The organism is Streptomyces zingiberis (assembly GCF_012034935.1).
GTDB lineage: Bacteria > Actinomycetota > Actinomycetes > Streptomycetales > Streptomycetaceae > Streptomyces > Streptomyces zingiberis.
Map to the genome: position 1 here is coordinate 1 of NZ_JAATEN010000037.1, position 7,984 is coordinate 7,984.

Here is a 7,984-nt window from a genome sequence, read left to right on the forward strand (position 1 = left end):
CCTGTTGACGCGGCGCGGCTGCGCAGGGGTGTCACCGAGGACGGACTGACGGCGGCCCATCTGACCGCGGGATCCTTCCGGGTGCTCGCGGGGGAGTCGCCGGAGTGTTTCGCCGGGTTGCGTGAGGTGCTGACCGGTGGGGACGTGGTGCCGGTGGACGCGGTGGCCCGGGTCCGGGGAGCCTGCCCCCAGGTGACCGTCCGGCACCTGTACGGGCCGACGGAGGGCACGCTGTGCGCCACGTGGCACACGCTGTCCCCCGGTGAGCCGCTGGGGGACAGGCTGCCGATCGGCCGCCCCCTGCCCGGCCGCCAGGGGTATGTGCTGGACGCCTTCCTGCATCCCGTGCCGCCCGGCGGCGTGGGCGAGCTGTATCTGGCCGGGGACGGTCTGGCCCAGGGGTACCACGCCCTGCCGGGGCCGACGGCCGAGCGGTTCGTCGCGTCGCCGTTCGCGCCGGGTCAGCGGATGTACCGCACCGGGGACCTCGTCCACCGGACGGACGGCGGTGAACTCCTCTTCGCCGGGCGGGCCGACGCGCAGGTCAAGGTCCGGGGTTTCCGGGTCGAGCCGGGGGAGGCCGAGGCCGTTCTCGCCGGGTGCCCCGGTGTGGCGCAGGCGGTGGTGGTGGCCCGGGACGACGGGCCGGGGGAGGAACGCCGCCTCGTCGGCTACGTCGTCCCCGAGCGGCCGGACACCCCCGAGCGGCCGGACACCCCCGGGGGGCCGGACACCCCCGGGGGGCCGGACACCCCCGGGGGGCCGGCGGACCCCGCGGTTTCCGGGGAGCCGCGCTGCTCCGAAGCCCCCGTCACCCCCCGGCGGTCCGGGGCCCTGGACGCGGGGAAGATCCGTGAGTACGCGGCCGGGGTGCTGCCGGAGTACATGGTTCCCGCCGTGGTGCTCGTCCTGGACGCGCTGCCCGTCACCGCCAACGGCAAGCTGGACCGCCGGGCGCTGCCCGCCCCCGACTTCGCCGAGCGGGTCTCCGGCCGGGAACCGCGCACCGCGGGTGAGCGGGCGCTCTGCCGCCTCTTCGCCGAGATCCTCGGCCTGGAGCGGGTCGGGGCCGAGGACAGCTTCTTCTCCCTCGGCGGGGACTCGATCATGTCGATGCAGCTCGCCGCGCGGGCCCGCCGGGACGGTATCCGCCTCACCCCGCAGGACGTCTTCCGGTACGAGACGCCGGCCCGGCTCGCCGCGGCCGGCGCCGTCCCGGAAGCCGGAGCGGCGGCCGGAGCGGAGGGCGCGGCCGGAACGCCGGCGGTGCCCGGGGGGACGGAGCCCGGACCCGGTGGCGCGGAGGGGTCCCTCCTCGCCGGCCTCCCGGCCGCCGAACTCGGCGATCTGCGGGCCCGCGTGCCCGGCCTGGAGGACGTCTGGCCGCTGTCACCGCTCCAGCAGGGGATGCTCTACCACGCCACCTTCGACGCCGCCGGGCCCGACGTGTACACCAGCCAGCGGATGCTCGCCCTGGACGGGCCACTGGACCCGGCACGGCTGCGGGCCTCGTGGGAGGCGCTGGTGGCGCGCCATCCGGTGCTGCGGGCGGGCTTCCACCAGCGCCCGTCCGGCGAGACCGTCCAGGTCGTGCGGCGCGCGGTGACCCTGCCCTGGCGGGAGGCCGATCTCTCCGGCCTGCCCGAGGAGGACGCGGCGGCGGAGGTGACCCGCCTCGCGGACCGGGAGCGCGCCGAGCGGTTCGACCTCACGGCGGCCCCGCTCCTGCGCCTGCTGCTCGTGCGCCTCGGACCGGAGCGGTACCGCCAGATCGTCACCGCCCACCACACCCTGCTGGACGGCTGGTCCACCTCGGTGGTCTTCACCGAGCTGTCCCGGGCCTACGCGGACGGCGGCCACACCCGGTCGCTCCCGCCCGCCGTCTCCTACCGCGCCTACCTCGCCTGGCTGGCCCGGCAGGACGCGGACGCGGCCCGGGAGGCGTGGCGGGCGGAACTGGCCGGCCTGACCGAGCCGACCCTGGTCGCGCCCGAGGAGCGGGTCCGTACACCGCTGGTGCCCCAGCCGGTGACCTTCGACCTCGGCGCGGAACTGACCGGCCGGATACGGCGGATGGCCCGCTCGCGCGGGCTGACGGTCAACACCGTGCTCCAGGGGGCCTGGGCCCTGGTCCTGGCGAGGCTGGTGGGCCGCACCGACGTGGTGTTCGGCACCACCGTCGCGGGCCGGCCCGCGGAACTTCCGGGGGCCGAGACCGCCGTCGGCCCGTTCATCAACACCCTGCCCGTGCGCGTCACCCTCGACCCCGGGGAGCCGGCCGGGGAGCTCCTCGCCCGGGTGCAGCGGCGCCAGGTGGCCCTGATGGGCCGGCAGTACACCGGCCTCCAGGAGATCCGCCAGGCGGCCGGGGCCGGGGCCGGGTTCGACACCCTCGTCGTCTACGAGAACCTGCCGGGCGCCGAGACCGGCGAGGCCGCCCCCGGTGGGCCCGTCATCCGGCCCGTGGGCGAACCGCAGGACCGGGGGCACTTCCCGGTGGCGCTCATCGTCATCCCCGGCGAGCGGCTCCGCGGCCATCTCGTCCACCGGCCCGACGTCGTCTCCCCGGCCCGGGCCGCGGATCTCGTCCGCCGGTTCACCCGGGTCCTGGAACGGATGACCGAGGAGCCGTCGGCGTCGGCCGGCCGGATCGGGCTGCTCGACGCGGCGGAGCGGGCCGCCGCGCTCGCGGCGGGGAGCGGCCCGGAGACGCCCGAACCGGAGGCCATGGCGCCGGAGCTGTTCCTCCGCGCCGCGGCGGCCGCGCCCGCCTCCGTCGCGGTCGTGGCCGGCGAGCGCTCACTGACCTACGGAGACCTGGCCGCGCGGGCCGGGCGCCTCGCCCGGAGCCTCGCCGGGGCGGGGGTGGGGCCGGAGACCCCGGTCGCCGTGGTGGCGGACCGCTCCGTCGAACTGGTGACCGCGCTGCTCGCCGTCGCCCTGGCGGGTGGCGTCTACGTTCCCGTCGACCCGGCGCACCCGCCGGCCCGGGTGCGGCAGACCCTCCGGGACGTGGCACCGCCGGTCGTGCTCTGCACCCCGGGCGCCCGCGCCGCGGTCCCCGGCGGGTGTCCCGGGCGGCTGATCGACATCGACGCGCCCGGCCACCCCGTTCACCCCGGCCCCCCGGACCCCGGGCTCCCGGACTCCGTTCGCGCGGACGGCGCCCCCGGCCGCAGTGGCCCGGCCGGGGCCGCCGCCCCGCCGCGGCCGGAACAGGCCGCCTACGTCATCCACACCTCCGGCTCGACCGGGCGGCCCAAGGGCGTCCTCGTCTCCCACCGCGCGCTGCGCCACCTCGTCACGGCGCACCGCGAGCGCTACGCCCTCGGCCCCGGCAGCCGCGTCCTGCAACTGCTCTCACCCGGCTTCGACGTCTCCCTGGCGGACATCTGGCCCGTGCTCTGCGCCGGAGGACAGCTCGTCCTGGCCCCGCCGGCCCGCCTCCACGCCACCGGTGAGGAGATCGTCCGGCTGATGCGCGAGAACCGCGTCACCCAGGTCGCGATGACCCCGACCCTGCTGGCCCAGCTTCCCGCGGCGGAACTGCCCGACCTGCGGGTGCTCGTCCTCGGCGGCGAGCCGGCCGCCGAGGAGCTGCGACGGCGCTGGTCCGCCGGGCGTGACCTGCGCACCGAGTACGGGGTCACCGAGGCGACGGTCACCTCGACGGCCGGGCCGGCGCTGCGGGAGGACGGCCTCCCCGCCATCGGGCGCCCCGTCAGCCGCACCCGGGCCCACGTCCTGGACGCCTTTCTGCAGCCCGTGCCGCCCGGCACCACGGGGGAGCTGTACCTGTCGGGCGCCGGGCTGGCGCGCGGCTACCTGGACCGGCCCCGGCTGACCGCGGAACGGTTCGTGGCCTGCCCGTTCGTCCCCGGCGCGCGCATGTACCGCACCGGTGACCTGGCGCGGCGGGCCGAGGACGGCACGCTCCTGTTCGCCGGGCGGGCGGACGCGCAGGTGAAGATCCGCGGTTTCCGGGTGGAGCCGGCCGAGATCGAGGCCGCCCTCACCGCGCACCCCGCCGTCGACCGGGCCGTGGTCGTCCTCCGCCGGGACCGGCCCGGCGGGCAACGCCTCGCCGGATACGTCACCCTGCGCCCCGCCTCCCGCGCCGCCACCGGCGCGCCCACCCCGCCCGGCGGGCAGGAACTGCGCGACCATCTCGCCCGCGAGCTGCCGGACCACATGGTCCCCGCCGCCGTGACCGTCCTCGACGCGCTGCCCGTCAGCCCCGGTGGGAAGATCGACACCGCCGCGCTGCCCGCCCCCGACTTCACCACGGACCCGTCCGGGCGGGCCCCCGCGGACCGGGCCGAGAGCACCCTGTGCGCTCTGGTCGCCGAGGTGCTGGGGCTGGCGGACGTCGGGCCCGAGGACAACTTCTTCCGGCTCGGCGGCGACTCGATCACCTCGATGCAACTGGTCAGCCGGGCCCGGCGGGACGACATCCACTTCACCTCCCAGGACGTCTTCGCACGCGAGACGCCGGCCGGACTGGCCGCCGTGGCCCGCTTCGGCGGCCCGGCCGCCGGGGGAGCGGACGACAGCACCGGTGAGGTGGTCCGGACCCCCGTCATGCGGGCCCTCGGCGCCCATGTCACCGGCCCCGGATTCGCGCAGTGGGTGGTGGCCGGGGCACCCGCCGGGCTGGGCCACGACACCCTCGTCGGCGGAGTCGCGGCCCTGCTCGGCACCCACGCCGCGCTGCGCCTGCGCGTCGAACCCGGGGACGGCGCGCCCCGTCTGGTCATCGGCGCCGCCGGCGCGCCCGGGGGCGCCGGCGCCGCGGACCTGGTCACCCGCGTCGACGCCACCCGTGTCGCCGACGCCCGGCTGGACGCCCTCGCCGCGCAGGCCGCGCGGGAGGCCGTGGACCTGCTGGACCCCGCCTCGGGGGCGATGTTCCGCGCCGTGTGGCTCGACGCGGGAGAGGGCCGTACCGGACGGCTGGCCCTGGCCGCGCACCACCTGTGCGTGGACGGCGTGTCCTGGCGCGTCCTGCTGCCCGACCTCCGCGCGGCCTGCGAGGCCGCCGCGGCCGGCCGGGCTCCCGCCCTCGACCCCGTGCCCACCTCCTTCCGCCGCTGGGCCGCCCTGCTCACCGCCCAGGCCGCCACCCCCGCCCGGCTGTCCGAACTGGACGGCTGGACGGCCCTGCTCACCGACGCCCCGCCGCCACCCGGCCTGCCGCCCCTGGACCCGGCGCGCGACACCGCGGCCACCGTGCGGCGCCGCGCCTGGACCGTGGACCCGGGCCAGGCCCGCACCCTCACCGGCCGTACCCCGGCCGTCTTCCACTGCGGCGTCCACGACGTCCTGCTGGCCGCCCTGGCCGCGGCCGTCACCCACTGGAGGCGTGACGGTGGCACCACCCTCCTCGTGGACGTCGAGGGGCACGGCCGGGAACCCGTCGAGGGCGCCGACGTCCTGCGCACCGTCGGGTGGTTCACCTCCGTGCACCCCGTCCGGCTCGACGTGGCGGGTGTCGGCGTCGCCGAGGTGCTCACCGGCGGGCCGGCCGCGGGCACGCTGCTGAAGGCCGTCAAGGAACAGGCCCGCGCCGTCCCCGGGGACGGCCTCGGCCACGGCCTGCTGCGCCACCTCAACCCCGCCACCGGTCCCGCCCTGGCCGCTCTGCCCACCCCCCGGATCGGCTTCAACTACCTGGGCCGCTTCCCGGCGGGCGCCCGTCCCGGAACCGTCCGGCCCTGGCAACTGGCCGGGGACGTCGCCATCGGCGGCTCCACCGACCCGCGCATGCCCGCGCCGCACACCCTGGAGGCCGGCGCGGCCGTGCGCGACACCGCCGACGGGCCCGAACTCGTCATCCACCTCAGCCACCCCGCCGCCCTCGACGAGACCGAAACCGAACGGCTGGGCCGGCTGTGGCTGGCCATGCTCGCCGGTCTGGCGGCACACACCACCGACCCGGGGGCGGGCGGACACACCCCCTCCGACTTCCCGCTGCTCGACCTCGCCCAGGACGAGGTGGAGCAATTCGAAGCCATAGCGGCGCAACTCGAAGGAGGACTGCCGCGGTGAACCCCACCGACCCCGCAGCCGGTACCCGGACCGCCGCGCACCCGCCGGCCGCACCGGCGGCCTCCCCACCGTCAGGGCCTCCGGCTCCCGCGGCGCCGTCGGTTCCGCCGGTTCCGTCGGCGCTGACCGAGGTGTGGCCGCTCTCGCCGTTGCAGGAAGGGCTGCTCTTCCACGCCGCCTTCGACGACCTCGGCGACCACGGCGACCACGGCGACCACGGGCCGGACGTCTACACCGTGCAGACCGTCCTGGCCGCCGACGGCCCGGTGGACCCCGCCCGGCTCCGCGCCTCCTGGGAGGCGCTGGTCCTGCGCCACGCCGCGCTGCGGGCCAGCTTCCACCGGCGCAGGTCCGGCGAGGCCGTGCAGCTGATCACCCGTGAGGTCGCCCTGCCCTGGCGGGAGACCGACCTGTCCGGCCTGGCGGAGCCCGAGGCCGCCGCCGAGACCGGCCGGCTGGCCGCGGCCGAACGCGCGCACCGTGTCGACCCCGCCGCCCCACCGCTGTTGCGGCTGCACCTGATCCGCCGGGCCCCCGACCGGTACCGGCTCGTGGTGACCTCCCACCACCTGCTGATGGACGGCTGGTCCATGCCGCTGCTCCTGGACGAGCTGACCGCGCTCTACGCGGCCGGCGGTGACGCGTCCGGACTGCGCACCGCACCCTCCTACCGCGACTACCTGCTCTGGCTCGGCCGGCAGGACAAGGACGCGGCCCGGGCGGCCTGGCGCGCGGAACTGGCCGGGACGGACGAACCGACCCTGGTCGCGGGCCCCGTCACCGCCGCCCGCGCCGGGGCCGCCCCCCGGCGGACCTCCCTGCGCCTCCCCGGGGCGACCGCCACCGCGCTCGGTGAACTGGCCCGCCGCCACGGCCTGACCGTCAACACCGTGCTCCAGGGCGCCTGGGCACTCGTCCTCGCCCGGCTCACGGGCCGCACCGACGTGGTGTTCGGCTCCACCGTGGCCGGCCGGCCACCGGAACTGCCCGGCGCCGAGGCGATGATCGGGCTCTTCATCAACACCCTGCCGGTCCGGATACGGCTGGACGGCGCGGAGCCGGTGGTGGAACTCCTGCGGCGGATACAGGAACGGCAGTCGGCGCTGATAGCTCATCAGCATCTCGGCCTCGCCGAGATCCAGGGCATCGCCGGCCCGGGAGCCGGCTTCGACACCCTCATGGTCTACGAGAACTACCCCAGACCGCCCGCCGACCCCGCCACACCCGAGACGCTGCGCCTGACCGTGGCCGAGGCGCACCAGGCCACGCACTACCCGCTCACCGTGGGCGTCCTGCCCGGCGACGGGTTCCGGCTCGACGTCACCTACCGGCCCGACCTGGTGAGCGAGCGCGTCGGGGAGACGGCCGGACGGTGGCTGGCCCGGGTGCTGGAGCGGATGGTGGTGGACCCGTGGGGGCCGGTGGGGCGGCTGGACGTGCTGGAACCGGCCGACCGGGCACGGGTGGTGGACGGGTGGGGCGGCACGCCGGGCGCCGAACCGGTGCTCCCGGTGCCGGAGCTGGTCGCGGGGCGGGTGGCCGCCGAGCCGAAGGCGGTGGCGGTGAGCGGGGAGGGCCGGGCCGTCTCCTACCGGGAGTTGGGCGAGGGGTCCGGTCGCCTGGCGGCGTTTTTGGCCGGTGTGGGGGTGGGGCGGGGTGATCGGGTCGGGGTGGTGCTGGAGCGGTCGGTCGGGTTGCCGGTGGTGTTGTTGGGGGTGTGGCGTGCGGGGGCGGCGTATGTGCCGGTGGATGTGGGCTGGCCGGCGGAGCGGGTGGCGGGCGTGCTGGCCGATGCCGGCGTGTCGGTGGTGCTCTGTGAACGGAAGACGCGGGGTGTCGTCCCGGAAAGCTCCGGTGCCTTGGTCCTGGAGGTGGATCAGCCGGAGACCGTCGCCCGGCTGGCGGCGTCGCCGGGTGGTCTGACCGTGCCGGTCGG

Annotated in this window: 2 protein-coding genes; both read left to right on the forward strand. The window is 77.3% G+C overall.

Annotated features, from left to right (window positions below):
- Nucleotides 1-6,048 (forward strand): non-ribosomal peptide synthetase (locus HCK00_RS26505; protein ID WP_206321032.1); only part of this gene is annotated, 6,048 nt, incomplete at its 5' end.
- The coding region (locus tag HCK00_RS26510; RefSeq protein ID WP_311765520.1) for a condensation domain-containing protein at nt 6,045-7,984 on the forward strand (1,940 nt) is incomplete at its 3' end. The genes HCK00_RS26505 and HCK00_RS26510, both read left to right, overlap by 4 nt.